This window comes from Butyricicoccus sp. AM32-19 (genome assembly GCF_003480365.1).
GTDB classification, from domain to species: Bacteria; Bacillota; Clostridia; order Oscillospirales; family Butyricicoccaceae; genus Agathobaculum; species Agathobaculum butyriciproducens.
The window spans coordinates 2,552-27,945 of record NZ_QUIX01000005.1 but is presented as its reverse complement, the minus strand read 5'-3'; the positions used below and the strand labels follow the sequence as shown (position 1 = coordinate 27,945).

Sequence of the window (25,394 nt, the reverse complement as noted above, 5' to 3'; positions counted from 1 at the left end):
AAATGTAGTATCGACACAGCCGAGCCGCATCGCTATTCTCAATCCATCAATCATTCACTCTTTTATCCCCGCGTATACGGTCTATTATATACTAACTATATTATTATATATCTCAGGAGAGCAAATTGCAAACAGCATTTGCGTAAGCCACCGGATCATCCACCGGCATACCCTCGATGAGCAGCGCCTGCGTGTACAGGATATCCGCATAGGTGCTTACCTTATCCGAGCCTTCTGCCTGCAGCGCACACAGCTTCTTAAAGATCGGGTGCTCGGCATTCAGCTCCAGAACACGCTCTGCGTGTACGCTCTGACCGCCGTTGACAGCAGCCTGCTGGTTGAGCACCTTCTCCATCTCGAGCGTTACCGGGCCTTCGGCACGCAGGCAGCACGGATGGCTCTTGAGACGGCTGGTCAGCTCGACCTTCTTAACCTTGCCCTCGAGCGCCTTGCCGAGCGCTTCGAGGACATCCTTATTGTCCTCACTCAGCTTTTTGATCTCCTCCTTCTCGTCCTCGCTGTCCAGACCGAGGTCTGCATCCGCGATGGACTTGAATTCCTTATCGTTGTACTTAGCGAGCATCTTGACGCAGAACTCATCAATGCTGTCATCCATACACAGCACCTCGTAGCCCTTGTCGGACAGCGTTTCCATAACCGGCAGCAGCTTGATCTTGTCGATGGTCTCGCCGCAAGCATAGTAGATATACTTCTGGTCTTCCTTCATGCGGGAAGCGTACTCCGCGAGCGATACCAGCTTGTCCTCCGTGGAGGAATGGTACATCAACAGATCCTGCAGCAGCTCCTTGTGCGCGCCGTACTCAACATAAGCGCCGTACTTGATCTGACGGCCGAACGCTGCCCAGAACTTCTCATAATCCTCGCGCTTATCCTTCTGCATTTTGAGCAGCTCGCTCTTGATCTTCTTCTCAAGGCTCTGCGCAATGGCCTTCAAATGACGGTCGTGCTGCAGCATCTCACGGGAGATGTTGAGCGACAGATCTGCCGTATCGACCATGCCGTGTACAAAGCTGAAATGATCGGGCAGCAGATCCGCGCATTTGTCCATGATGAGTACGCCGTTGGAATACAGCTGCAGACCCTTCTCATAATCCTTAGTGTAGTAGTCCATCGGCGCGTGAGACGGGATGAACAGCATTGCCGTGTACGTTACCGCACCTTCCACACTGGAATGGATGTGGCACAGCGGCGGCTGATAATCGTAGAACTTCTGCGTATAGAAGCTGTTGTAATCCTCGTCCTTCAGTTCCTTCTTGGACTTCTTCCAGATCGGGACCATGGAATTGAGGGTCTCATTCTCGGTGTACTCCTCCCACTCCGGCTTGTAGTCGTCACCTGCGTCCGCCGGCTTCTCCTTCATGCGGGAGCGCGTCATATCCATCTTGATCGGGTAGCGAATATAATCGGAATACTTCTTTACCAAACCCTGAATGCGGTACGGCTCGAGGAATTCATCGTAATTCTCGTTCTCCGTATTATCCTTGATGGTCAGCACGATCTTCGTGCCGTTTTCTGCCTTTTCGCACGGTGCAACCGTGTAGCCGTCCGCACCGTCGGATTCCCAGCGGTTGGCCTCGTTGCTGCCTGCCGCACGGGATACGACCTCAACATGCTTTGCGACCATAAATGCCGCATAGAAGCCAACGCCGAACTGACCGATGATGTCGATGTCGTCCTGCTTTTCGTTTTCGTTCTTGAACGCCAGCGAACCGGAATGCGCGATCGTACCGAGGTTGTTCTCCATTTCCTCGGCAGTCATGCCGCAGCCGTGGTCCTCGATGATAAAGCGGCGGTTTGCCTTGTCGAGCGTCAGCTCAATCGGCAGACTGTCGCGGGTGATACCGGTCTTGCCTTCCTTCATTGCATTATAGTAGAGCTTATCCGTTGCGTCGGATGCGTTGGAGATCAGCTCACGCAGGAAAATCTCCTTGTGCGTATAAATAGAGTTGATCATCAAATCGAGCAGGCGCTTGGATTCTGCCTTAAACTGCTTGGTTGCCATGATTACATACACCTCTGTGTTTGTTGTTCGGTGTTAGCACTCTCAATCGCCGAGTGCCAACATTGATATAATAAGCCTATTGCGCAAAAAAATCAAGTAGGGTTTGTAAAATTCATGGTTTGTTCAAAATCGAAATTGAGAATTGGATATGCCCGAACCGTGCAGGCGGTTCACCCTATTCGGGCGGAGAATTTTTCCGTGAACCACGGCGGGGAGTGCCGCTGCGCGCGGCAGGCGCACAAGAGGGTAGACAACCTGCGGTTTTCCCCCTCTTGCACCCTTAAACGCCTATATTACTGGGCTTTAAGTCGTTTTTTCGAGAGGCGTACACCAATGTTACACCTTTTCGCTACATAGCTTCAAGAACGTCTAACGCTGTCAGCCGTTCCTGTTCCATAGCGTGAATGTAGATATTATATGTGGTGGAAATACTGGCATGCCCCATCCATTTGCTTACTACGCTGATGCTTACGCCAGCATTTAACGCACGGCTTGCAAAAGTGTGACGTAGCTGATGGATCGTGAGCGGCTTGTCTATCCCCGTGTGCTTCAACATACGCTCAAGTAAATTGTGCATACGGTTATTAGTGAGGAAGCCGCCTTTTTGCGAACAGGCAACATATTTGCTTTTGATGCCGCATTGCCTGTAAATCATCTGCAATTCCCTAAGTGCGTTGATTGCTTTACTATTTAGTGGGATAATCCGGTTGCTGCTGGATGTCTTAGTGCCTTTTACCTGTAAGGTGCTTTTGGACGTATCTTTTCCGGTATCCCTGTTCTTGATCTTTGCCAGATTTTTATTTATGGATACCGTCTTGCTTTCAAAGTCAATATCAGACCATTCCAGCGCAAGCAGTTCACCACACCGCAGGCCGGTATGCAGCATAAATACGATCAGGTTTCCGTGAACAAAAAGCGGACGGCCTGTACCATACTTCTCTCTGGCTGCTTCCTCCAACCGTTTAACCTCTGCATCCTCTAATATCAGCATTTTCCGCTCTGGCTTAAACTTGCTCCGTTTTGCCATGATAACATTTGCCATTGGGTTTTTAAGAATGTCACCCTCAGTATAGGCATGTTGGAAAACCTCAGAAAGTATCTGCCGGATCATCTTGACGATAGTATAAGAATATTCAGTGCTTTTCTGGTTTAACAGTGTTTGAATATCAACCGCTTTGATATTCCCAAGTTGGAAGCCGCCAAGCGTCGGCTTGATATGCGTGTAATAGACAGACTCCAACCGATCAAAGCTGGTATTCTCCACGGCTGCGGCCTTGAAAGTATATAACCATCGCTCAATATAAGTGCTAAGCAATACTTTTCTACAATCCGTAATGCCATGCACTATTGTTTTCTTAAATTCACGCAATTTCCGTCTTGCTTCCGCTTCTGTCTTACCATAGACATAACGCGGTTTCAACATCTTTTCGTCCTTATATTTGCCGACCCAGCGGCCATCTTTCCGCTGATATACACTACCCTCCCCATATCCGCGGATTCTCTTAACTTTATTGATATTTTCTACTGTATTCATGCGTATCGCTCCTATCAAATAAACAGGGGCGGCAGCATAAACAGCTAACGCATATATTATAACGCCGTCCCTCTGTAAAGGCAATTCAATCAGTAAAATATCTCTTTCCCTTTATTTGCTTCAAACCACCGGTCAAGTTCACGTTCATTCGTCAAATAATCCCGTCCCACTTTCACCACAGGCAATACGCCTGCTTCCAGCAGGCATTTTAGCTTGGTTTTGCCAAAAGGGAACAACTCAAGCAAATCGTCCTGCGTCAAAATTTTATAATCCATAAACCACAGCCCTCCTGCGTATTGGTTATCATCTATGCAGCAACAATTTACTGCATCTCGTTTGCAATTCAAAATCCCCACATGGTTTTTGTGCGCCATGCCCGCTACCGGAACGGACAGCAACATGATATAATGAAACCATGATAAACTTTTCTGTTCTTTATTGTGGGGTATGACTTTATGAAAAAAGAAATCACATCTATCTTGTGTGCGGCAGCTATTACCTGTTCGGCAGGCGCCGCCAATGTTTCAAACTTTTCGGACGTCCGTCCGTCGGACTGGTATCACGATGCGGTCAACTATGTTTGCGAAAACGGGCTGATGAATGGTACATCGGATACGGCGTTCAGCCCGAACGCAACTACCAGCCGCGGCATGATCGTGACCATCCTGTACCGACTGGCAGGTTCACCTGATATGCCCGAAAGCAACTGGGGATACCCCTATGCAGACGTAGATACAAACGCCTATTACAGCGCGCCTGTCTACTGGGCGCGCATGAATGACCTCGTTACCGGGTACAGCGATACGCAGTTCGGCCCGAATGATGCGATCACCCGCGAGCAGCTTACGGCCATCCTGTACCGCTACGCGGACCACCTTGGCCTTGATACAGATACCGGCTTTATACCAGATAAATACTATGATTTCTCGGACTATCAATCAGTTTCCCGTTACGCAACAAACGCCATGAGCTGGTGCGTCAACAAGGGCATTGTCAGCGGCTCGGACGGAAAGTTAAATCCGCACGGGACAGCTACTCGTGCCGAAGTCGCAACAATGCTGATGAACGCGGAAAACATCTTGGACGCAAATGAACCGACGGAGCCGGAAACACCGGTTTCACCAGACGGACAGCCTGTGCCGGATGATACCGACAACGAAACCGCAGACGATAACCAGACCGTAACAGATGAAATCAGTCTACGCCCTATCGGCAAATCTGCGGTAGACGAGTACGGCGGCTATTGGGATTATGACCTGTCCAATGCCACCTTTGACGCCATCAACGACCTGCGCGAAGAAAACGGTTTGCCACGTCTGACTTACTCGTTGAAAGTACAGGAATGGGCGGACACTCGTTCCCGCGAAATCTGGATTGTTGACGAACGAGACGGGGATATTTCTCATACAAGACCGGATGGCTCGGTGTTCGCATCTGTTGGTTATGGATGCAATGCTGAAAATGCACTCATAGGTTTAATTACAACCAATGCGCAGGAAAACTTAAACAAATGGTATGGCTCACAAGGTCATCGAGAAAATATGCTCAACACCCGTTCAAAAACTACTGCTGTCTCTGCCTATGTCCAAGGTGAGAAAGTGTACGCTTTGCAGCTTTTTGATAAACTAACAATAACAGAATTAAATAATCGGTAAGCAAATCCCTCGTTTCACAACGAAACGAGGGATTGCCTTTTCCTATAAAATTGTTAAATCCAATACTCATTCCCGTCTGTGTCAAGCACATAATCGTGTTCGTGCGAGACTTCAGTAATCAGGTCCTCAGAAGAACCACTATCCGTGAAATATTGGATATGGCCGCTGTAAGCCGAGGTATCCGGGTCGGTATCCCGTCCGGTAAGCTGGCAAATCAGCTTGGCAAAATTCAGGCGGGACACATCACCGCTGAGCCCTGCATTCGTGCCAGTGATATACTTCACAAGCGTATTAAGCTGTTCCGAGGTAGCCCAGATTCGCAGATAGCCTTTTTCCGAAACCTCATAATTGATTTCGTAATCAACATCTTCGGTCATTTTCGTTGTGTCGAATACGCTTGCGGGCAGCACACCGATAGAGACAAAATATTTTGCTTCTTCGGGGATGCTGAACTCGTAGTCCGGCACCGTCACCGTGCCACGGTCCAGCCACGTGTTCCCGCCGTTGGAAATCAGACGATATGCTACGATGCACGCTTCTTGCAGTGAAATACGGTCTGCGGGTCGCCACATATTTTCGTCATAACCATTATAAAGCTGATAATGAATATCAGTTATCAAATCAGCAACTGAGCTGATAATTTCAACTTCCGGCGACTTTCCGATAGCATTGCCGTTATCGCCCTCTCCGGTCGCATAGTTGACGTAGGTCTTGCCGCCTGCATCGTTCTTAAAGCGGACGGTAAGCAAAATTTTATGCGATTGGCCGGGTGCAATGTCACCCAATTCCAGAGTGAATGCCTTGCCTGAAAAACTCCATTTATTACTTAGGACTCCGTTCACATAAACATTGTTTTGCAAAACAGGCGTTACCACAGAGGTATCCAGCGTATCTTTCAGCACGACGTTTTCCCACATTATATCACTGTGATTTCCAACAATAACCGTAAATGTTGCCGTTCTGGATACTTCGTCGGCATCCTTACTTACATCAACCACCGTCTTATCCACATCTTTTGTGACATAGAAGCCGGTGGCATCATTAGGGTTTTGCGGCTCAACCTCCGGTACGGTTACGCCGTCATCTGTTGCCGTGCCGATGCCGTTATCGCCGGTCACATCCACGCTGTTTTGAAGGGTCGTACCGGCCGCTGTGTCAAGTACCTGCACATCAAAGGAGATTACTACGCTTTCGCCTGCAGCCAAATCACCCACCAGCACGGACAGCGCGTTACCGTTCAGCTTATGCAGCGCCACCTTACCATCCAGATACACGTTGCCGATCAACTTCACGCCAGCCGGAAGCGTGTCGTATGCCACGACGTTTTTCCACGGCGCAGTAGCCTTATCGCCATTTTTGACCGTGATCTCATAGGTGAACATATCGCCAATATCAGCTTTGGTCACGCTCGCGGACTTAGTTACAATCGGGTCGGCTTCGCCCTTGTTGATCTGCACGCCTGCATCCGGAAGCGGCGTTTGCTCGTTGCCATCCGTCAGAATAGCCGTATTGACGATAAATTCGCCCTGCATACCCTCGTCTACCGTCACATCAAAGGTGTACACCACCTGCGTATCCGGTGCGATTGCGTAAGGCGTGAGCGTCAGCGTGCGTGAAGATGAATCGTAGGAATATTCCGTCGTTGCCTGACCGTCTTTCTGGACGTTGCCTGTGAAAGTCACACCATCCGGCAGAGCATCGGTCACGGTAACGCCGGTCCAGTCCGCCGTTGCCATTGCGCTATTTTCCAGCGTGATCGTGTAGGTGATTGTATCACCCACGCGCGCGGTCATTTTATTGGCTGACTTTGCACCCGCACGGCCGTCCGGCGTGCCGTTCTCGATGGTGACGCCGTCATCCGTGTCCTCCGTATCCGGCGCATTGCTGCCGGAAGCGACCGCCGTGTTCTCAATCATCATGCCGTAGGCATCACTGTTCACCAGCACATCAAACGAAATAGTTTTCGTCTGGCCGGGGGCGATCGCATCCAGCGGAACAGAAAGGGTTCGGTTTTCATTGTCATACTGATATACCGTTGAGTAGCCGTCCACTGTGACGTTGCCGCGGAAGGTCAGGCCATCCGGGATAGCATCCCGCATCACCGTGTCGCGGATATTTACCTCTGCACCCGCACCATTGGAGACTTGTACCGTGTAGGTCAGAGTATCACCGACACGAGCAGAAGATTTATCAACACTCTTGTTGATGGACAGGTCGGTCATACCGTCTGCAACGACAACGCCGTCGTCCTTGTCCTGTACCGGCTCGGTGTTGTCCGAAGTCAGGGTGGCAAGGTTCTGAATCGTCGTATTGTAGGCATCTTCGTTGACGGTCGCCACAAAGGAAACCGTGCGGCTGGTATCCGGCTCAATGCTGCCGACGTTTACCGTCAGCAGGCGGGTATTTTCATCATAGGTGAAATCACTCGTGCCGCTGCCGTCCAGCATGACCGAGCCGTACTCGAACGTCAGGCCAGCAGGGATAACATCAGTAACGGCCGCATTTTCTACGGGTACAGTCGCGGTCTCGCTGTTAGAGAGCGTCAGAATATAGGTGATCTTGTCGCCGACCTTGGCAGAGGACTTGTCCGCCGACTTCTCAATGCTGGGGCGGGCTTTACCGTCACCGATGGCAACACCGTCGTCTGTGCCCTCGGTGTCCGAAATATTGTCACCGGACATGACCGCAGTGTTGTAAACTGTTTTGCCGTAGGCCGATTCATTGACGGTCGCTGCAAAAGTAACCGTCGTTTTTGTATTCGGTGCAATTCTGTCCAGCGGCACGGTCAGGGTACGGGTCTCGTTATCGAATGAATAACCTGTACTTACACCGTCTACCTGCACGCTGCCGTCCACAAAATCCAGTTCCGCCGGGATAATGTCGGTCATGGAAGCGTTTTCGATTTCATAAACGGCACCCTCTGCGTTGCCGAGCGTGACGGTATAGGTGATCTTATCGCCGACCTCGGCGGAAGGCTTGTCCGCACGTTTTTCCACATAGGGCGCGGTGTCGCCCTTGTTGATATAAACACCGTCGTCTGTGTCCTCATACTTGCCGGTTTCGCTACCGCTTTCATCCTTAACGATACCGTTTGCGCCCTCGGCGACTGCGGTGTTGTAGATCGTCTGGTTGTACATATCGCTGTTCACGGTTGCTTTGAAAGTGACTGAAACCGTCTGACCTGCGGCAATGTCGCCCAGAGGGACAGAAAGCAATCCGTTTTCAAACGAGTGCTTTGCCGCCTTGCTTTCTACGTACACGCTGCCATCCGCGAAAGTCAAGCCGTCCGGAATTTCGTCGGTGAGGACGACTTCTTTCCACGCGGAAGAAGCTGCTTCATCATTCGTCAGCTTCACCGTATAGGTCAGGGTATCGCCTACATTGGCGGTTTTGGCGTTCGCCGTCTTTTCAATGGACGGGATCGCATCACCGTTCGTGTACTGATAAACGATCGTGCGGATATAGCCGCGGTACTCGTATGCCGGGATGACCTTGGGTGAACTTTCTTCCTTGCCCGCTGTGGTGACAGTTTCAGCAAGTTCCTTGCCGTTCTGGTCTATGAATTTTTCAACGATGATGTTGTAAATACCGTCATTGTAGCTGAGGCCGTGCCATTCTTCCGCGCTGTGCGGAATGCTGGCTTCTATCAGATCGCAGTAACCCCAGTGATTCTCAACCAGATCATTGTACGGACATTCGATGCCCAGCTCTTTCAGCTTGTCCAGCGTGACGTTACGGTTAATCATACCGTTTACCAGCCGCACGACCTCGGCACGGCTGATCGGCTCATCCGGCCGGAAACTGCCGTCCGGGTAGCCCTCTACCCAGCCAGCGTTTGCGGCTGCATTGATATAGCTGTACGCCCAATGGCCGTTGGGAACGTCGTCAAAGAGATTGCCGCCCTCGTAGTCCAAATTGGCGAACCGCGCCGCCATGACGGCAAACTCCGCGCGGGTGACGGGCGCATCCGGCGAGAATTTGTGTTCATCCGTGCCGTCTACAATTCCAATGTTATACAGCGTTTCGACTTCTTTGTAGAACCAGTAATCCGTCTTGACGTCCTCGAACGTGCCGTTTGACATGCGGCGCTCAAACTCTGGATACTCGCCGTCATAGAGACGGTAAAAGACCGTAGTTGCTTCTGCACGGGTCATGGAAGCATCCGGCCGCACGCTTTCGTCCGGGTAGCCGACAATATAAGTCAGATCCTTATGGGAGTAGACGTACTCGACGTTTTCCGTGTAATCGACGTAGGTGTAGTTCTCGATTTCCTGCGGCTGCCGTTCCTCATGTGTTACGCTATATATCTCTTGCTCGGCAATCTCCTTGCCGTTTTCCGCGTCGATATACTTTGCCGTTACTTCGGCAAGCGTGCTGGTGCTGTCCGACGCGGCAAAGGCCGTGGCCGGAAACGCCGACGCAGACAAGAGCAATGCCAGCCCCATCGACGTAAGCCGCTTGAGCCGTTTCTTCAAAAAATCCATTTCCTCATCCCTCCATCTCAAACTTATTTCCAAACCGATACTGCATGGATTAACCATGCACCGAGTAGCACACTGGAACCACCCCCTTGAAATTTGGCGTGTATATAATAAAACCGCGCGGGAATCCGCACGGTACATACCTGGGCTCTATCCGTCAAAGCCCTCAATCTTCATTTGTCCCTCGATATTCCGGTCCTGCATCCACCAGCGGAATATATCCTCGCCAGTTGTCCCAGCACGCCATGTGCTGTCGAGCTTGCCGCGTGCAACACGTTCTTCGAGCATTCGCTCAAAGGCACGGATGTAGGCGCGCTGATACGTGGGATACCGGCCGAACTCAAACAGACGCATTCGACGTCCTGCCATCGGGCAACCCACACAACCGACCCTATGGAAGCCGCACGAATACAGCGGATTTATCGGTATTCTCTCAGCATGGATATACGACCACACATCATAGTCCGACCAATCCACAATGGGATTGCAGACCCGCTTCGCCTGCAATTTGCAGCTCTCGAACAAAAGGCGGGTATCTGCATTATCGTTGTTGATAATGACCTTTTTGCTGAGATCGTGCGGCATACTCTCGTAAATGCCGCGTTTGGTACGGCGGCTGGCGCTTTCCGCCCAGCGGACACCCGTCGTAATCATGCGGCCAGCGCCGCCGCTTTCTTTCAGCACCGAACAGCAGTATCTTACTGTTCTTGTGGGCGGCATCAGCTTTTGCGGTATAAGCATCCACATATTGACCGGTACGCCCTTGTAAGTCGGGTAATTGACAGTACATTTCACACCGGCGAGCTCCAAACGCCGGAACTGCTCGCGCACGTGGTATACAGTCTCCGGTGCATCCACGCTGGTATGGTTGTGCATGACCTCATAGCGGATACCGGAAGTGGCGGCAAGGTACAGGCATATATCGCTGTCTTTCCCGCCACTCACTGTAATAATCAATGGCTTACCGTAATAGGCTTCGCTCATTTCCGCTGCCAACCGCAGACGGGCGATTGCTCTATGTTCTAAATCCATCCGTCAGCCCCAAACTGCACATCACACTTTCATCAATCTTATTCAATGTCTCTTTATCCATTACACCGACAAAATTCCCCAGTCGTGCTTTATCTACTGTCCGTATCTGTTCTAACAACACAACCGAATATTGCGGCAAGCCCTGCATACAGACGGGCACATGAGTAACAAGATGCTTGTCCCGATGCAAATTGCTTGTAAGCGGCGCTACAATCACCGTAGGCGAGTATTTGTTTCCAATATCATTTTGCAAAATTACAACAGGACGCACGCCGTCCTGTTCTGAACCAATAACAGGACTGAGATCAGCCCAAAACACATCACCACGTTTATACATTTATTTCACTCCCACTCCAAACACTGAACTTTTGGAATTAAAAAACTTTCCCGTATCGTAGATACCGTCCTGCCAAAGAACGAAGCACATACCTGATATTCTGCTACAATGAACCGGTCGTCCGGATGGACAAAGATAACAGTAGCAGGTACGGTCTTACGGCAACTGGTTTTTGCCCAGATACAATCTATGATTGCGGGCCGCACTAATACACGTTCGCCAACCTCGTATTTATGTTTCTTTGGTTGGATTTCCCAATCTGGCATTTCATTCACATCCTGTCTGCTTGTTGTGATGTACGCGCGACAGACAGTAATCTCCCGTCTGCCGCAAAACCTTAAAACACTTTAGACACATCCTTTCCTGCTGCCAAGCCTATTTGTTCTCAACGCCCCGGCTTGTGGGGAAGCAGACAGATGATCGCTGGCGAACGATTCCATAGGCCGTTTTACCTCTGCGTGGTTCTCACATCAGCCGCCCCCATTGCTTGTGTCTGTGGCTGGGCGGAAGTCTCATTATCTGTCTGCGTGTCGTCGCTTTACGGGTGCCGCCCCGTATTTCGTACCGTCATGGTTTACCGCTCTGCCGGACTTGTCCGGCGTCCCCGCGCATGGGTACCGCAGCTCGGCGCAAACAGTTTTGTATCTGCTGCCTGTATATTCAATTTTCAAGGTGCATATGTAATCCGCTTTCCTTTTTCAAAAAGTACATTTTATTGGTCTTTCCTTTTGGTATAATCACCCTGAACAGCGATGCCAAGTATTTCGCATATCGCATCCACGATTTTCGGCGTCGCAAGCTGTCCGGTTTCGATTTTGCGAAGATAGGAGCGGTCAAAATATAACCCTGTGTGCCGCTTGACTTCTTCGATCAGCCAGCCTTTGCTTTGCTCAAGAGCAATAAGCCGATGGTTAATTTTTTTACCAAACGAGCAAAGTTCCCTTTTTTTCATGGTCAACTACTTCCTTTCTATTGACATTTACATAAAAGTGTAATATTATATATTTGTTCTATAAATTACGTTTTAGCGAAATCTATGAGTGAATTATATTATTCTGTCGCGTAAGTGTCAACGTGTAAAATTTCGTTTTTACGTAATTTTGGCATATACTACAAATGGACGGGTGATTTTATGTCAGAGTTGTACAACAAAATAGCTGCATTGTGCGCGGAAAAAGGAATTACAGTTACAGAGCTATGCAGGCAATGTAAAATAAGCCGTGCATCGCTGTCCGATCTCAAAGTGGGACGAAAGAAAAACCTTTCTACTAAAAACCTTTCAAAAATTGCCGATTACCTAAATGTGCCGATTGAATTTTTACTTAACATGGAGCAAAAAGAAACGCCCGTCCTGACAAGGCGGGACGAGCGTGACATAGCAAAAAGACTGGATATGATTTTAGGTGATCTTGGCGACGCCGAAGCAAGCCTGATGTTTGATGGTGAGCCAATCGACGATGAAACGCGGGAACTCCTGCGCATTAGCCTGCAAAACCAGCTTGAAATTTCCAAACGGATTGCCAAGCAAAAGTTTACTCCAAAAAAGTACCGGAAATGAAATAGAGGTGCTGCATATTGTCAATAAAGCATAAGGTCGATATGTTATGCCGAAAATGTGATACCAGAGACCCGTTCACAATCGCTGCAAAACTCGGTATTCGAGTTCTCCACGAACCCCTTGGAAGTATCAGAGGATATTACAGCCGCACACACAGAATCAAGTTCATACATATCAATCAAGACCTTTCAAAAGAGCGACAGCGGCAAGTATGCGCGCACGAATTAGGACATGCAATCTTACACCCGAAAAGCAATACACCATTTCTGAGAGCAAACACGCTCTATTCTGTAAACAAGCTGGAAACAGAAGCGAACCGTTTTATGGCGCTGCTGTTGCATCCAGCAACTGAGATTCAGGACTATGCTCAATGCGGCTATACTCTTTATCAAATAGCCGATATATGCGGACTAACGCCGGAATTAGTAGAATACATTATAACCACTTATAACAGAAATGATGCCGCCTCATCTTGAAGCGGCATTATCTTTATGATATTTTTGCTATCAGTTTAATATGCATCCATCCTGTAAATGGATAACTTGATTACAGACTGACATTATATCTTCTTGATGATGGGAAGTTAAAATGATTAATTTTCCCTGTTCTTTGTATTGAAGTAATATACTTCGCAAAATATCTACCGACTCTGCATCAAGCGCATTGAATGGTTCGTCAAGAAGAAGTAAGGAAGGATCCTCCATAATTGCTTGAATAATTCCTAATTTTTGTTTCATTCCCAAAGAATATTTTTTTACAATCTGCTTGGAGTTGAAATTTAATCCGAATTTATCCATATAATGCTTAATATCATCATAAGATATTATGTTTCTTATCTCTGCAAGTAATTTTAAATTCTCTAACCCGCTAAGATATGGTAATAGTTCAGGCTTTTCAATAATGATTCCTATATCAGGCGGGAAAGATATATCTTTATTCAAAACTTTGCCATCTACAGTAATAGTACCACGATTTAAACAGATTAGCCCTGCTATAGCTCGTAGAAGCATTGTCTTTCCACTACCATTTTGTCCAACAATCCCATAAATATTTCCACTTTTAAACTCAAAATTTATATTATTAATTACAAATCTGTGATCAAGTATTTTTGTAGCATCTTGTAATTTAATAAGCATAATATCCTCTTTCCAACACTATTATCATTTAAAGGACATCCATATTTTTGGACGATTTTCTTCCAAGATAATATGTAACACTTATCCAGCCGGCGATAACTAAATAACTTATTATAGTATCTCTAAATAACCAGCTAAAAATCAAATATATATTAATTGGGAAAAACTTATTTAATAGTGGAACAATCGAAAAAATTTCTGCAGTAAAAAAAATATAGACTACAATATATGATGCTGCCATATATTTTTTCTTGCATTTTACTTTTATAATTAAAGATATATTTATAAATATAATAAATCCACAAATACATCTTGCAAATTCTCTAATTAACCCCCAAAAGGATATTGCATAAATTTTTCCGAAAATAATCTGAGTAATGAAAATGATAGAAAGCATCCAAATAATGGTATAAATTATTGCAAACCAATACTGCTGATCACGCAACAAAGTAAATGAATGTAACTTATTTTTTGTACGTACCATAATAACTGGACTGATAGAAGAATCTATTATGACAGCACCAAGCACAAATGCAGGCATAATAAGCATAACAAATGTTTTGTCTGAGAAAATGTTTTTGAACCACAAATCTTGCGTATCAGCAAAAAAAGAAATACATAATAACGGGAATATAAAGTAAAGGAATCCCACCCAAATAAAATATTTACTTTTGTGACTAAATAGAATCATATTATATCCCTATTTCTTCTATAAGCAATCGTAAATAATAATATTTCGAGAATAAAATATCCACTTAAAACCAATAGTATGTCCTTAAGCTGCGCAGCTCCTTCGTAACACGAATTCAACGGCTGCAAAAAATTTCGTAAGACAAAACGTTTAGGTAGTAAAAAGTCACTTCCATAAGTTATTAATAGGCATAAAATAGAGGGAACGAAAAAAGCCACATATATGTTTGGAAATCTAAATATCATATGTATAATAACAGTTAAAGCCGCCAATACAGACAGTGCCAGGGAATTTAAAAATGCGAAAAAAACTGCTGATAAAACAGGTGAAATTTCGTAAAAAAAATTTGCTGCAGAATGTTCAATAGGAATAAACATCCGATAGACATCTGTCATGATCGAATTTTGTGGAAATATGGAAAATGTTATTAAAATATTTATAGAAAAAGAGACAATTGAGTTTACCATTGTAACAAGAAACACAGATATAACCTTGGAAGTCAAATATATTGCTCTACCTTGTTTAACAATGTTATATATTTTGAAAGAGGTTTTCTGATCATAAAATAGAATAAAACCAGTCGATAATACAGGAAGAAGTAAAAACAGTGCATGATAAACTTTAAATCCAATGCCACCGGGAAAGTTGAAAAGCCAATACTGGTAAGCGTTGATTCCATAGTATGAAGCAAACATAGAATCAAGCGTTAAAAAACGAGAATATAAGGGATCTACAATTGCTAAAAAAAACAGCACACCCAAAACTATCCTTACAGTAATTGAATTATATAACCTTTTGATATCTATTCTTAAGCAACTCATATTAACCTCATAAATAACCTTGGGAAGTCGCCATATAAGCACTCCCCAAGGTATCTTCATATAATATGTTATACAATACGTTTAACTTAAATTCATAATAGCAATACGCTTAGTATGGAGACCACCTACCCTCAATTGGATAAGTGGTAGAGGTAACGCTATTATTATCAATATTCAGTGTGACTTCAGTTTGAATAGACGGTTTGTTAGTATAATTCACATTATTAATTATTCCATTTGCGGTAATGGGGTGATTGGGAGATGAAGCATTTACCCCCCAACCGGTTTCAGTCCAAACATTTACAGAACCTAATCCGGATCGCGATGATTTGCAAGACACAGCAAAATAGTTGTTTGTATATGCCTTTTTAACTGTTGAAACTTCCACATCACCAGTATCCGCCGGAAGCTCACCGGTATAATCATGCCAATTATCACGAGGCTCTATCTGCGTTTCAAACGCAGCGGCTGAAACTCCCAATGCAAGGACACAGATCAGTAATAAACCAACCATTCTTTTACATTTACTATACATACTTCACCCTTCTTTCTCGATTAGATAGTAAATCTTCCTAAAGTATATTCTTCTATCACCCCTTTGTAAAAAACTGTTTTATATGATGTAATTTGATAATCCAATTATATATAAATGCAAATTATTAAGCAATACTAAATATTGACGAAACTGAAATGATCTGATAGTATAATTTCAACAAACATGTTTGGTGGCACCATGAAAAAGGAAAGCAAATCTACCAAGGATACTGGCCACTCCTTTGCAGATTACTTCAAACGCGCATTGAATCCCTTGCTCGTGCTTTTGTTGCTATCTGAGCAACCAATGTATGTCTATGAGATGATGCGAGAGATATCTAAACGCAGTGATGGCAGATATACTATTTCTCTGCTCTATCCTGTAATCCAACGCCTGTTATCTCAAGGGTATGTGTGCGAAGGCCAAAAAGCGATTTCAGACGATAACCGTGTCCGCCAGTATTACGAAATCACTTCCGATGGGATATCGTATTTGCGACAGATAGAGGCCGTTTATGCTGAAATGTCTAAAGCGATACAGCAAATTCATCAAAACACCGGAGGTGGCAACGCATGATGGAGGATAAGATTGTGCGTCAATATGTACGTGCAGTTTCCCGCAAACTAATCTGTTCTAAAGCAACACGCTCCAAGTTATTGAACGGATTGAAACAGGAATTATCGGCTTATTCGGAATTGTCATACAACGAACTATGTGCAAAAGTTGGTAATCCTGAGCAGATTGCAGAACAACTGCTGGAAAGCGTTGACGAGACTGAAATTGCTGTTAGCAAGCGCAAGCATCGATTTGTCATTACTCTCGTAATAGGCATTTTAATCGTATTGTTACTATTGCTGGCTGCATATTACATACATGCACAGCAAGTTATACGCGGAGATTTCTATTTTACTCGTTCTAACACAGAAAGCGACGGGCAACTTATTTCTGATGAAATGTTAGAAAATTAGGAGGCTTCATTTTGAAAAAGCGTATTTGTTCCATAGTTTTAGCAGTTCTTATGCTTGTATGTTTTACAATTCCAGCCTTTGCTGCTGATGTTTCCAACACCACAATTATTGATTGTGGAGACGGCTATTACCTGAAAGTAACGCTAACTGAGTATGTTCCCGAAGCAGCAACCAGAGCCATTTATCAGAAAACCGCAACATCTAAAGCTGATGCTTATCATGGAAACACCTATATCGGCACGTTCTATTTGAATGGAACATTTCAGTATGATACTGTAACTTCTAAGGCAACGGCCGATAGCTGGTCCGCTTCCTCCTCGTATGGTTATTCCGGCGATTCGTCGCGGTCGGGGAACAAAGTATCCGGCTACTGCACTTTCAATTATGCAGGCGGGAAAAAACTCACTATGTCTATAACCTGTGATAAGAACGGTAAAATCAGCTATGACTGATAAAAAGGAAACCATCCGCCCATTGGACGGATGGTTTTTCTAATATTAACAACTGATTTTCCAATTCCCCTCAACCTGCCGCAGATGCAACGTAAACTGCGACACCTGCGTCATACCCGTCCGCTGGTCAAGATACTGCACCGCCACATTCGCCGTCACAGCATCGCCGTTCTTGGTAAAGACCGGATTCACCAGCCCCGCAAACACATAGCTGTCGTTCCCAATCACCGGCAGCGCACCACCGCTGACATAATAAGAAAGCTCCTGTTCCGTCGCCGTTGGGTACAGCGTGAAAAACGTGGTCAAAAACTCTGTGATCTCCGTAGTTTCTTCCGCGGATACCGTACCGTCCGGCTCGGCAGTTTCAGGAACGTAGCCGGACTTTTGGGGCTTGCCCGTGATTGTAGGGCTCTGGATGATGACCATATCGCCCGCATCGTCCACATACACGGAAACCTCATAAACAGACGTTATAACACTGCTTTCCTCCCCGTTTATGACATTTTGCGACACAGAATAGACAATTTTATACACTTTATCCCCAATTTCTTCCACAGACCAAATCTGCACATCTTCCACTTTAGAAGATACCGGCACATCACTGCGCACCGTGTCCACGTTCAGGGTCAGCAGCTCGTCCGTGAGATAATATTTCAGATTTTCCGTGCGCTGCTCTATTGAAGCCGCAGACTGTTCCCATGAGTAATACACCTTGGCGAAATTGGTCACAAAGCTCTCTATTGCATTCGTGTCCGTGACTTCCTCCTGCACTACCGTCGTTTCATGGACGGTATGCGTATCCACCGCTGTAAAATCCTTATACACCGCGAAAGCAAACGCGCAGATAAGCAGCGCCCACAGCGCGATCACCACCGGCCGCCGCGTCCCAATGCTGAGGACACGCGGTTTTTTCTGTTTCTCCTGACTTTTGTTTCTATTCTGGAACATATCATTTTCCTGCCTTTCGTCATTCATTGTCCTACCCGTCCGGCACAGACCAGATGCGCCTGCCAATAGGCGCTGGTCAAATCTGCAAACCCGATCGGGTTTCCTGCGTGGTACATCCGGTTATCGCCCACATAAATCCCAACGTGCGTGATATAATCGCCGCAGTTATACGTCCCCTGAAAGAACACCAGATCGCCGGGCTGGGCGTCCCCGAACGGGATGTGCCGGGTCACGTCATACTGCGCCTGTGCGGTGCGCGGCAGCGTGATACCCGCCACGCCATAACACCATTGCGTCAGGCCGGAGCAGTCAAAGGATGTTGTCGGGGACGCACCGCCGTAGACATATTCCCAGCCCTGGTATTTCAGTGCTTCATTCATGATCGCATTTACGGTCTCGTTATCAAACTGTGCGGCATACAAATACTCCGATACCAGCCGGACATAGAACATATTGCCGTAGTTGTAGCGCCAGCCGCCGTTTTCCGCGATGGATATTTCATTCTTGTAGGTAACACGCACCCCGCCGGACTTTTCCTCTGCAAACGCCTGCGCCAGTTCGAAGCTGTACTTGCCGCCGTGCGACGCTACATAATCCAGAAACCCGCCGCCGTAGTTGTACGCCTGTATCACGCTGTCCAGATCGCAGCCGAGCCGGTCCGCCTTGGCAAGCAGCTCCGAGAAATACTCACAGCCCTGCCGGATTGAGCTTTCTGTATCCAGAGAATTTGGCGGCAGGCCCATAGATTCTGACGACTGCATCACGTCCTCCAGCGTACCGCCGGATTCCACCTGCATGATCGCAAGCAGGACATCGACGTACTCGGAAATGCCGTACTGCGCCGCGTACCGCTCCACCATCGGCCTGTGCGCCAGCACCTCGGCAGACAGGTTTGCGCCGCCATAGTAAATGCCGCCCCTGCCGCCGTCCTCGTCTGATGCAAACAGGAGGGCAACCAACAGGAGCAGGCAGAAAAAGGCGGCAAACAGCCCTGCAAGGGGCAGCGCAAGATATTTCAGTTTCATCTGCCGCCGCCCCCGTCCTTCGTGCTGTCTGTACGGCTGGTATTGCTATCCCCCCTGTTTTTCGGAGAGGAAGCATTTTTCCGCTGTGCCTTTCCCGCCTTCCCTTTTGCGGAAGCCCGCTTTGATACAACCGAACCCTTCACCGCAGGCCGCGAAACCGCCGGTTTGTCCTGTTCCCGCGCGGCATGGTTTTCCTGCATAGGCATAACAGGCTTGCCCTCTGCGTCCTGCCGCACAGCCGGACGGTTTACTGCATCCGTCCTCCGGATCCCGACATGGACGGGCTGCTTTGCCGCTTCTGTCTGCGGCGCGGCCTGTTGGACTGTACTTACCGGCTGTGCTGCCAGCGGACGCTTGTGCGGCGCTGGATTGCTTGACGCATTACCTGTAGATGATACGAGTTTCGGCGCTGCCACCGCTGCCGGACGCTCATGCGGCTGTGTCTCTGTACTGTGTACCGGGCTGACAGGGCGCTCCTGCTGTGGCGGGGCAGGCTGTTTTGCCGCTATCCGCTGCCCTTCCTCCTGCACCGGCTTTGCCGCTGGAGCTGCTACGGCCGGCCTTGCGTGTATGGACGACTGCTCCGCCTGTTTCATATTTTTCCTATCCGAAATATCATAGTTGTGAGAAACCGGGACTGCCATCGGGCGCGCATTGCTTTCTGTCGCCCTGTGCGCACTGTCCGGCGCTGCACTATCCGAATCTGCTGCCTGCCGCGGCATATCCGTTTCGGACTGTCCGGATACTTGCCGCGCTGCGCCAAGCAGATAAACCGCAGGGGCATCCGGTCTGCGGTTCTCTGCATCAGCCGAAACGGCTTTATCCGCATAGCCCTCTGTATGGGATACCCCACCAGACGTAATCTCCTTTGCAGATGTTTCCGGTAAACTGTGTACAGCACCCGGCTGTGATGCCCCGCTGCTTCCACCGTTCGGCCGGTTACTGCGGTACCGGTATGCTCCCCCTGATGCGCTGCTGGAACGGCTGTTCTGCGCACTGCCGCCATCATTCGGTCTGCTGGCCGTCGCCGCGCGCATGGTACGGTTGAGCCTGTGAAGCTGATGGTGCAGGAACATCCGCGGGCGGTGCATGATATACCTGCCCATGCCGCGGGCACCGTCGTCATGGAGGGAGAATATGCTGAGCAGGTCGCCCAGCTTGAAATAGATCCCCGCGAACACGACCACCTGCAAAAACGCAATGATAAAAAACGGATAGCCGCTTGCAATGCGGTACAGCATCGTGGAAATGCTGAAAGCCACCGTGATGACAAGCGTAATACCCGCCCGCGCCAGGATCGTATTGAACAGCTTGATTACCGCGCGCCTGCTGCTGCCCTCGAACGTCGGCGCCATGCTGAGCACAAACGACACCGGCAGGAACATCGCATAGATGATGAAAAGCACCTGCGAGAAGATCATCATGCCGGTAAGCAGGAACACGAACACCGAAATGCCGATATTAAACAGGAACAGGAAAAACACTGTGCCGAGCCGGTTCACCGTTTTCGTAACCGTGAGGTTTGTATTCCCGTTGTCCTCGATCTCGGCCTTGACTGCGTTTTCCCGATCCTCGCCATTGTTTTCACTGGGGCTCGCGGATAGGATGTTATCAATGCGTTCTTCGCCTACCGCGTCCGTGTCCGTATCGCCGAATTGCAGAAGCAGCCACGGCTGCTTTACCTGGATGGAAAACAGGCTGTCCCGTATCAAATCCACACTGTCCGCGCCGCTGTTCTCCGCGTCCGGCAGGACGATCTTTGTCCCAACCGAAAGGCTCGCTGTGCTGACGTCCTCGGAAAACTCGTTCAGGCGCTTCACACAGTCCGGCGCATAGGCGATCAGCGCACCGGACAGCACGAAGATCATCACCATGTTCATCACCGCGCGTACGGCCTTTGTGGTTTCCCTTTTTATCAGACCAACATAAGCCACATACGCGCCAACAATCAGGATAATCAGCAGGAGGAATCCCGCATAAAACCCATCCGAAGAAAGTCCGCTGGGCGAAATGCCTGCGATAGACTGAATGTTCCGGCCGATCTCGTCCGCCGCATCTGAAATAAAATCCAGCCCGTATGCTTCCTGCACCAGATAGCCGGATGCGTTGGAAAGATACAGGTTGATCGTCCAGATAAAGTTGGTGATGCAGTACAGGCCGTACATGACCTGCTTGCCGATGCCGTCTATCCAGTTCCACGGCAGCCAATCCCACCCGTTGTCAACGTAGAAGTCAAGCTGGTAATTTTCCAGCGGGTAGCGGCTGTACTCGTGCGCCGCATCCACACTATCATCCACCAGCCCCACCGCGCCCGCAGACGGGCAAAAAGCAGTAAACAGCAAAACAGCGATTGCCGTTATCATCAGCAAGGCAACCGCTGTACGCTTTATCTGTCTGAAATTATATCTCCCGTACGTCATACTGCCACCCCGGCTTTCATCGGCGGCTTTGTGTCAAACCCATGCAGGAAATCCGCAAACACCGGATGGAACTGCACGACGCCCACATGCCCGTATAAGTCCTGCATCAGACATTGTCCGTTTTCGAGGTTCCGCAGCCGCTTCTGGTTACCCTCGTCCTCAGGGTCAAGGCCGAAAAATTCCAGCGTCTTTTTGATCTCCACAATGTCCGTACTGCGGAACGCGAATTTCAGACCGATATTGTTTTTCAGACTTTCGTCCGCGAGGTCTGCCGCGTTCTGCGTGACGAAATACACCGCTGCATTCATGGCGCGGCCTGCACGTACCAGCTTGTTTGCCAGCGTCTTGCCCTGCGCCACGTTCAGGAACGACCATGCTTCATCCAAATCCACGATCTTGAACACGCTCCTGTCCGTATGGATGAAATCCAGCGCAAAGGTGCTGATAACAATGAGCATGGCGACAGACAAAAGCTCCATCGTCGTAAATTCCTCAAACGAAGTACCCTTGTCCGGCAGCACCAGATCGGCCACCTGTATGATATTGAGCTGCTTTTCAAGGCTGATGGACTTTTTGATGTTCCCATCCGAAAACAGCAGGTGCGCAAAGTCGTAGTCCGTGAAGCTCTCAATATGGTCTGCGATACTCACCGCAAGCGGTGAACCCTCTTTGCGTAATTCCTCAATGACACAGAACAGGCCGCGCCGTTTGCTGTTCGTGACCGTGCGCACCGCCCGCCGCAGGATGGGGAAGTGGTTGCCATCCCGCGAGGAAATGCCGGTTAAAAACGTGAGAATATCTATCGCAAGACTTTCCGCGTCCTTGGGGCGGCGCATGATGACATAGGGGTCCAGCATCCCACGGTTGCGCTCGTCCGAGGTCAGGTTGACAATATTGATCTCGTCCGCGATCTCAGGGAAATCACGCTTCCAGTTCCCGCGCTCCGCTTTCGGGTCTACGATCAGCGCCCGCGCGCCGTACAGCACCGCGTAATACACCAGCAGGTTATTGGCAAAGCTCTTGCCGCCGCCGAGCGAGCCGAGGAACGCCGCAGACAGCGCGTTTGTGACCGAGCCTTTCACGCCCTGGCTGGCCAACGCGGGCTGCAAATACACATTCCGGCCGGTGTCCACGCCATAGGCAAGATAGATACCGTCCTTTTCCCCGAGCATCTGCGCCGCGCCGAAACCGAGACCCGCAAGGAAATCACTCGTAACATACTGGATATAGTCGTTCATATACCGCTTACTTGCCGGGATAAACTCATGGTGCAGGCCGATCATATCACCCACCGGGCGCACCAGCTTGACGTTCATATCGTCGTAGAAATCCCGTACCGCATTGCACCGCCGCTTGAGTTCTTCCTCGTCCGGCGCGGTGACGCGCACCACATAGGACAGCTTGTACATGGCTTCCTTGCTTTGCCCCAGTTCGGTTTCCAGCTCATTCACACTGTCCAGTGCTTCCGCAATTGATGTGCTGGTCTCGTCCCCGCTTTCCCACGCATGGTTGTCCAAATCCTTTAATTCCTTTTTCTTATTGCGGACAGTGGACAGGGCTTTCTTGTTGGTGATGATCTCAACATTCATGCTGGTATCGACGGGGAACGTGAATTGCTGCTGCTGATAATAGAAAATCTCGGACGACGGGAAATCCAGCTCCCCGACCACATCCGAGATCGTGAAATAAGCAGTATACGCCTCACAGTCATCATGCGATATGCGCAGGTACCGCCCGTATTCTTCCATCAGGCAGCGCGTGGGCTTGATCAGGTCGTACCGCTTGACAAGCGTTTCACCCTTTAATTTCTTTTTGGGCAAATGAAATTCATAGTCCTCATACGCGGTGCCGCTTTTCCCGTACAGGTGTTCCAGCAGATAGCCGAAATCATCCTTATCCAACCGCCGCACCTTAAACCGGCGCGAAATCTTGCTTTCCAGCAGCTTTTCCATCTTCTGATAGCGCAGTATTTCATCATTCGGCATGGATGCGAAATCACCCATCAGGGTATGGTTCACATCCCGCAGGAAACCGGAAAAGATATTTGCCGCCTGACGGCCGATATTCCCGCTGTCCTGCTCGTTCAGCAGCAGCTTGAAGCCGATATAGAACCGGTAGTCCACCTGATTTTCCCCGATCATGGAGACAAGGGCTTCCGTCTGTCCGTCTATGCGGCGCAGCGCCGCTTCCCGCAGGTTGCCGGAAGCATACGCCTTGGAACGCTCCTGCGCCGCACGGATGCTGGATTCCGTGCTGATCTGCAGGGCGTGTATCTTGCCGTCCCTGTTCTGGGCGATAAGCTGACGGAACGCATCGTGTACCGCTTCTTTCTGTTCCACACTTAAAAACGAGTAGTTGTATGGGATAAGCTCATAGTATGCGAAGCATTCCCCGTCATGGTTCCAGACAAGGTTGTTTTCGATATATTTAATCGGATACTGCATCTATTATCACGCTCCTAACCGCCGTAATGGGCTGTCCTGTTTTCTCCTTGCGGAATTTTACTGCCTTGCCTGCAAAGGTCTGTTTAGGGCGCAGCAGGTAGGCCGTATACGACTTGACAAAGCTGAACGGCTTCTTGCCGTCCCACGTTTTTTGGCTCATAAACCATGTGACGCCGACGGGGATACCGAAATACTTGAGCAGCGCACCGTCTATCATGGAGAGCGGCGGCAGTCCGCCCAGCGCCAGCACCGCAAACTCGCAGGCGACAAACCAAGCCATTTGCGAAAAGGTGATGGGGAACGGCAGGCGCATATCATTGATCGCGTATATGACTTTCTCAACAGACCAGATACTGCTGTAACTTCGTATTTTCTTCACATCATTGCACCTCTTTCTATTTCCGTCTGCGGTACTCATGCCAGCCGCAGGTATAGAATATTTCTTTGCGGTTTACCCAGCGGGCAAACCGCTTTTGTTCTGCTGTCGGCTCACACCCGCCGTCATAGTCCCGGTACGGCTGTGCGAATGGCTGGATGCCTAATGCTTTCAAGACAAGCGCGCGGTGATACGCTTCCTCTACATCCTGCACCAGCATATACGACCACAGGCGGTGTGTACCGATACCGGCTTCCCGCAGATAGGCGACGGCCTGCGCGATCACAGGCAGCATATCAGACGTATCACAGGACAGCCGCACATACTTCACCCAATGCAGCTTAGCGAGCATTGCGGCGATCTCCGGTGTAATAAGCCGGGTGTCTAACCCTTGGTTGAAATCCACTTTCACATCCGCATGGCCCATTTCCTCTATCTGTTGCAAACCGTGCTCGTGCGCCAGCACATTATTGTCCAAAAAAATGATCGTCCGGCTGTCCGGACGCTTGATCTCCTGCCATGTCGCGGCAGGGCGGATGCCGCCCTCTTTGCGCGGGACGATACACCACGGGCAGGAACGGATACAGCCGCGCGTAAGGAAACCGACAGCATACGGGTAACGCGGGTAAATCGAGTAGTCCGGCGGCATGGCTTCTATTTCCTCCGGCAGGCTGCCGTAATCCCTGTACCCGGTACCGCCCCTGATGATCTCATCCGACTGCATGACCGTATCGTTATCCGGTGAAAAGGTAAACACCTTGCTCATATAGATGCGGTCATAGGGCAGCATCCCGTCCCACCACTCGACCATATCACCCAGTGCCTTGTGCCATGCAGAAATCCGCATCAACGCAAGGTTCGGGAAACCGTTGTGCCCGTCCACATCGACAAGGCCGATACGGCGGGCATCTTTAGTATGATTCATTTGTTCTAACTCCTGTTTTCCAAAAATATATGG

The 25,394-nt window shown here is 48.9% G+C and carries 23 protein-coding genes; 6 read left to right on the top strand and 17 right to left on the bottom strand.

Annotation, left to right across the window (positions count from 1 at the left end):
• Positions 1–112: 112 nt before the first annotated feature.
• From htpG to DW806_RS05940, 3 genes are all read right to left on the bottom strand, one after another.
• Complete coding sequence (gene htpG / locus DW806_RS05950) at positions 113–2,023, bottom strand: molecular chaperone HtpG (protein ID WP_118729425.1); 1,911 nt, start codon at positions 2,021–2,023, stop codon at positions 113–115.
• Between the two features lie 349 nt (positions 2,024–2,372).
• Positions 2,373–3,557 carry a tyrosine-type recombinase/integrase gene (locus DW806_RS05945; RefSeq protein WP_117492469.1) on the bottom strand — a complete coding sequence of 395 codons (1,185 nt, stop codon included), beginning with the start codon at positions 3,555–3,557 and terminating at the stop codon, positions 2,373–2,375.
• Between the two features lie 89 nt (positions 3,558–3,646).
• Positions 3,647–3,832 (bottom strand): helix-turn-helix domain-containing protein, encoded by a 186-nt coding sequence (locus tag DW806_RS05940; protein ID WP_110436195.1) that lies wholly within the window; start codon positions 3,830–3,832, stop codon positions 3,647–3,649.
• A 180-nt stretch (positions 3,833–4,012) separates the two neighbouring features.
• Here DW806_RS05940 and DW806_RS05935 point away from each other — a divergent pair, with 180 nt between their 5' ends.
• Positions 4,013–5,212 (top strand): S-layer homology domain-containing protein, encoded by a 1,200-nt coding sequence (locus DW806_RS05935; RefSeq protein WP_117492470.1) that lies wholly within the window; start codon positions 4,013–4,015, stop codon positions 5,210–5,212.
• 53 nt (positions 5,213–5,265) lie between these two features.
• Here the strand turns inward: DW806_RS05935 and DW806_RS05930 are convergent, their stop codons facing one another.
• The 4 genes from DW806_RS05930 to DW806_RS05915 all read right to left on the bottom strand — a co-directional run bounded on the left by DW806_RS05930 (position 5,266) and on the right by DW806_RS05915 (position 12,014).
• The gene (locus DW806_RS05930; protein WP_158557315.1) at positions 5,266–9,696 is read right to left on the bottom strand and encodes an S-layer homology domain-containing protein; all 4,431 of its coding nucleotides are present in this window, start codon (positions 9,694–9,696) and stop codon (positions 5,266–5,268) included.
• 147 nt (positions 9,697–9,843) lie between these two features.
• Positions 9,844–10,725, bottom strand: a complete 882-nt coding sequence (locus DW806_RS05925; protein ID WP_118360935.1) for a phosphoadenosine phosphosulfate reductase family protein — start codon at positions 10,723–10,725, stop codon at positions 9,844–9,846.
• Positions 10,709–11,062 (bottom strand): type II toxin-antitoxin system PemK/MazF family toxin, encoded by a 354-nt coding sequence (locus DW806_RS05920; protein ID WP_117492473.1) that lies wholly within the window; start codon positions 11,060–11,062, stop codon positions 10,709–10,711. The genes DW806_RS05925 and DW806_RS05920 overlap by 17 nt, the downstream gene beginning before the upstream one ends.
• 712 nt (positions 11,063–11,774) lie before the next feature.
• Positions 11,775–12,014 (bottom strand): helix-turn-helix domain-containing protein, encoded by a 240-nt coding sequence (locus DW806_RS05915; RefSeq protein WP_117492475.1) that lies wholly within the window; start codon positions 12,012–12,014, stop codon positions 11,775–11,777.
• A gap of 180 nt (positions 12,015–12,194) precedes the next feature.
• On the opposite strand from DW806_RS05915, the gene DW806_RS05910 reads away from it, so the two are divergent.
• Both DW806_RS05910 and DW806_RS16045 read left to right on the top strand, forming a co-directional pair.
• The gene (locus DW806_RS05910) at positions 12,195–12,620 is read left to right on the top strand and encodes a helix-turn-helix domain-containing protein (RefSeq protein WP_117492477.1); all 426 of its coding nucleotides are present in this window, start codon (positions 12,195–12,197) and stop codon (positions 12,618–12,620) included.
• A 41-nt stretch (positions 12,621–12,661) separates the two neighbouring features.
• The gene (locus DW806_RS16045) at positions 12,662–13,096 is read left to right on the top strand and encodes an ImmA/IrrE family metallo-endopeptidase (RefSeq protein WP_110437197.1); all 435 of its coding nucleotides are present in this window, start codon (positions 12,662–12,664) and stop codon (positions 13,094–13,096) included.
• Positions 13,097–13,126: 30 nt separating this feature from the next.
• Here the strand turns inward: DW806_RS16045 and DW806_RS05900 are convergent, their stop codons facing one another.
• From DW806_RS05900 to DW806_RS15015, 4 genes are all read right to left on the bottom strand, one after another.
• Positions 13,127–13,756 carry an ABC transporter ATP-binding protein gene (locus DW806_RS05900; RefSeq protein WP_117555250.1) on the bottom strand — a complete coding sequence of 210 codons (630 nt, stop codon included), beginning with the start codon at positions 13,754–13,756 and terminating at the stop codon, positions 13,127–13,129.
• 28 nt (positions 13,757–13,784) lie between these two features.
• Positions 13,785–14,447 (bottom strand): hypothetical protein, encoded by a 663-nt coding sequence (locus DW806_RS05895; protein WP_118285584.1) that lies wholly within the window; start codon positions 14,445–14,447, stop codon positions 13,785–13,787.
• On the bottom strand, positions 14,444–15,268 hold the full coding sequence (locus DW806_RS05890) for a hypothetical protein (RefSeq protein ID WP_110436185.1): 825 nt from the start codon (positions 15,266–15,268) through the stop codon (positions 14,444–14,446). Before DW806_RS05890 ends, DW806_RS05895 begins: the two co-directional genes overlap by 4 nt.
• A 109-nt stretch (positions 15,269–15,377) precedes the next feature.
• Complete coding sequence (locus DW806_RS15015) at positions 15,378–15,803, bottom strand: hypothetical protein (RefSeq protein WP_147323851.1); 426 nt, start codon at positions 15,801–15,803, stop codon at positions 15,378–15,380.
• Between the two features lie 198 nt (positions 15,804–16,001).
• Between DW806_RS15015 and DW806_RS05885 the strand changes: the two genes are divergently transcribed.
• Genes DW806_RS05885 through DW806_RS05875 form a run of 3 tightly spaced genes read left to right on the top strand, consistent with a single transcriptional unit; the run spans position 16,002 to position 17,223 of the window.
• The gene (locus DW806_RS05885; RefSeq protein ID WP_158574423.1) at positions 16,002–16,379 is read left to right on the top strand and encodes a PadR family transcriptional regulator; all 378 of its coding nucleotides are present in this window, start codon (positions 16,002–16,004) and stop codon (positions 16,377–16,379) included.
• On the top strand, positions 16,376–16,771 hold the full coding sequence (locus DW806_RS05880; RefSeq protein WP_110436183.1) for a hypothetical protein: 396 nt from the start codon (positions 16,376–16,378) through the stop codon (positions 16,769–16,771). The genes DW806_RS05885 and DW806_RS05880 overlap by 4 nt, the downstream gene beginning before the upstream one ends.
• An 11-nt stretch (positions 16,772–16,782) precedes the next feature.
• Complete coding sequence (locus DW806_RS05875; RefSeq protein ID WP_110436182.1) at positions 16,783–17,223, top strand: hypothetical protein; 441 nt, start codon at positions 16,783–16,785, stop codon at positions 17,221–17,223.
• Positions 17,224–17,268: 45 nt separating this feature from the next.
• On the opposite strand, the gene DW806_RS05870 is transcribed toward DW806_RS05875, so the two are convergent.
• From DW806_RS05870 to DW806_RS05845, 6 genes are read right to left on the bottom strand one after another with little or no spacing between them, the layout of a single operon-like run.
• Positions 17,269–18,171 (bottom strand): conjugal transfer protein, encoded by a 903-nt coding sequence (locus tag DW806_RS05870; RefSeq protein WP_117492395.1) that lies wholly within the window; start codon positions 18,169–18,171, stop codon positions 17,269–17,271.
• Between the two features lie 23 nt (positions 18,172–18,194).
• A complete protein-coding gene (locus DW806_RS05865; RefSeq protein WP_117492370.1) occupies positions 18,195–19,196 on the bottom strand; it encodes a bifunctional lytic transglycosylase/C40 family peptidase in 1,002 nt (333 codons plus the stop codon).
• A complete protein-coding gene (locus DW806_RS15385) occupies positions 19,193–21,616 on the bottom strand; it encodes a CD3337/EF1877 family mobilome membrane protein (RefSeq protein ID WP_442861143.1) in 2,424 nt (807 codons plus the stop codon). The genes DW806_RS05865 and DW806_RS15385 overlap by 4 nt, the downstream gene beginning before the upstream one ends.
• Entirely contained in the window at positions 21,613–24,060 is a 2,448-nt protein-coding gene (locus DW806_RS05855) for an ATP-binding protein (RefSeq protein WP_117492372.1), read from the bottom strand. The genes DW806_RS15385 and DW806_RS05855 overlap by 4 nt, the downstream gene beginning before the upstream one ends.
• Positions 24,044–24,439, bottom strand: a complete 396-nt coding sequence (locus DW806_RS05850; RefSeq protein WP_117492374.1) for a conjugal transfer protein — start codon at positions 24,437–24,439, stop codon at positions 24,044–24,046. The genes DW806_RS05855 and DW806_RS05850 overlap by 17 nt, the downstream gene beginning before the upstream one ends.
• Before the next feature lie 16 nt (positions 24,440–24,455).
• Positions 24,456–25,361, bottom strand: a complete 906-nt coding sequence (locus DW806_RS05845) for a radical SAM protein (protein WP_117492376.1) — start codon at positions 25,359–25,361, stop codon at positions 24,456–24,458.
• Positions 25,362–25,394: the final 33 nt, after the last annotated feature.

Coding starts and splice junctions, on each gene's coding strand:
- DW806_RS15015 (WP_147323851.1), bottom strand. CDS start 15,803: ATGTATAGTAAATGTAAAAGAATGGTTGGTTTATTACTGATCTGTGTC.
- DW806_RS05855 (WP_117492372.1), bottom strand. CDS start 24,060: ATGCAGTATCCGATTAAATATATCGAAAACAACCTTGTCTGGAACCAT.
- DW806_RS05885 (WP_158574423.1), top strand. CDS start 16,002: ATGAAAAAGGAAAGCAAATCTACCAAGGATACTGGCCACTCCTTTGCA.
- DW806_RS05880 (WP_110436183.1), top strand. CDS start 16,376: ATGATGGAGGATAAGATTGTGCGTCAATATGTACGTGCAGTTTCCCGC.
- DW806_RS05890 (WP_110436185.1), bottom strand. CDS start 15,268: ATGAGTTGCTTAAGAATAGATATCAAAAGGTTATATAATTCAATTACT.
- DW806_RS05900 (WP_117555250.1), bottom strand. CDS start 13,756: ATGCTTATTAAATTACAAGATGCTACAAAAATACTTGATCACAGATTT.
- DW806_RS05935 (WP_117492470.1), top strand. CDS start 4,013: ATGAAAAAAGAAATCACATCTATCTTGTGTGCGGCAGCTATTACCTGT.
- DW806_RS05845 (WP_117492376.1), bottom strand. CDS start 25,361: ATGAATCATACTAAAGATGCCCGCCGTATCGGCCTTGTCGATGTGGAC.
- DW806_RS05865 (WP_117492370.1), bottom strand. CDS start 19,196: ATGAAACTGAAATATCTTGCGCTGCCCCTTGCAGGGCTGTTTGCCGCC.
- DW806_RS05945 (WP_117492469.1), bottom strand. CDS start 3,557: ATGAATACAGTAGAAAATATCAATAAAGTTAAGAGAATCCGCGGATAT.
- htpG (WP_118729425.1), bottom strand. CDS start 2,023: ATGGCAACCAAGCAGTTTAAGGCAGAATCCAAGCGCCTGCTCGATTTG.
- DW806_RS05895 (WP_118285584.1), bottom strand. CDS start 14,447: ATGATTCTATTTAGTCACAAAAGTAAATATTTTATTTGGGTGGGATTC.
- DW806_RS05915 (WP_117492475.1), bottom strand. CDS start 12,014: ATGAAAAAAAGGGAACTTTGCTCGTTTGGTAAAAAAATTAACCATCGG.
- DW806_RS05910 (WP_117492477.1), top strand. CDS start 12,195: ATGTCAGAGTTGTACAACAAAATAGCTGCATTGTGCGCGGAAAAAGGA.
- DW806_RS05925 (WP_118360935.1), bottom strand. CDS start 10,725: ATGGATTTAGAACATAGAGCAATCGCCCGTCTGCGGTTGGCAGCGGAA.
- DW806_RS05930 (WP_158557315.1), bottom strand. CDS start 9,696: ATGGATTTTTTGAAGAAACGGCTCAAGCGGCTTACGTCGATGGGGCTG.
- DW806_RS15385 (WP_442861143.1), bottom strand. CDS start 21,616: ATGACGTACGGGAGATATAATTTCAGACAGATAAAGCGTACAGCGGTT.
- DW806_RS05870 (WP_117492395.1), bottom strand. CDS start 18,171: ATGTTCCAGAATAGAAACAAAAGTCAGGAGAAACAGAAAAAACCGCGT.
- DW806_RS05920 (WP_117492473.1), bottom strand. CDS start 11,062: ATGTATAAACGTGGTGATGTGTTTTGGGCTGATCTCAGTCCTGTTATT.
- DW806_RS05940 (WP_110436195.1), bottom strand. CDS start 3,832: ATGGATTATAAAATTTTGACGCAGGACGATTTGCTTGAGTTGTTCCCT.
- DW806_RS16045 (WP_110437197.1), top strand. CDS start 12,662: ATGTTATGCCGAAAATGTGATACCAGAGACCCGTTCACAATCGCTGCA.